Consider the following 706-nt stretch of genomic DNA (forward strand, 5'->3'; position numbering starts at 1 on the left):
CGGAACCGGCACGGTGGCTGTCACTGTCACCACACCGATCAGTACCAGTAATCCTGTCTCCTATACCTATCTCGGAACGCCCACGTTGGTCTCGGTGGTTCCGGACTCGGGTCCGGAGACCGGTGGTAATTCGGTGACGTTGACTGGTACCGAGTTCACCGGTGCCACGGGAGTGGATTTCGGTGGGGTTTCAGCGGTGTCGTTCACGGTGGTGTCGGATACGCAGATCACCGCTACCGTTCCTGCGGGGACCGGCACGGTAGGTGTCACGGTCACTACTCCAGGTGGCACCAGCAGTAGTGTCGCCTATACCTATCTCGTAGTTCCGACGCTCGTCTCGGTGGTTCCGGGTTCGGGTCCGGAGGTCGGTGGTAATTCGGTGACGTTGACTGGTACCGGGTTCACCGGTGCGACGGCGGTGTTGTTCGGTGGGATTCCGGCGGTGTCGTTCACGGTGGTGTCCGATACGCAAATCACTGCGATGGTGCCTGCGGGGAGCGCGACGGTCGCGGTCACGGTCACCGGTGCCGGTGGTGTCAGCAACAGTCTGTTCTACACCTATATTGCTGCGCCGACGTTGTCTTCGGTGGTTCCGGGTTCGGGTCCGGAGGTCGGTGGTAATTCGGTGACGTTGTCCGGTACCGGGTTCACCGGTGCGACGGCGGTGTTGTTCGGTGGGATTCCGGCGGTGTCGTTCACGGTGGTG

The 706-nt window shown here is 61.8% G+C and carries 1 protein-coding gene; it reads left to right on the forward strand.

The features are described from left to right. On the forward strand, positions 1–706 hold a 706-nt coding region (locus ACL02S_RS24145; RefSeq protein ID WP_412804790.1), incomplete at both ends, for an IPT/TIG domain-containing protein.

Origin of the sequence: Nocardia spongicola (assembly GCF_047200775.1) — a bacterium.
Classification (GTDB): Bacteria; Actinomycetota; Actinomycetes; order Mycobacteriales; family Mycobacteriaceae; genus Nocardia.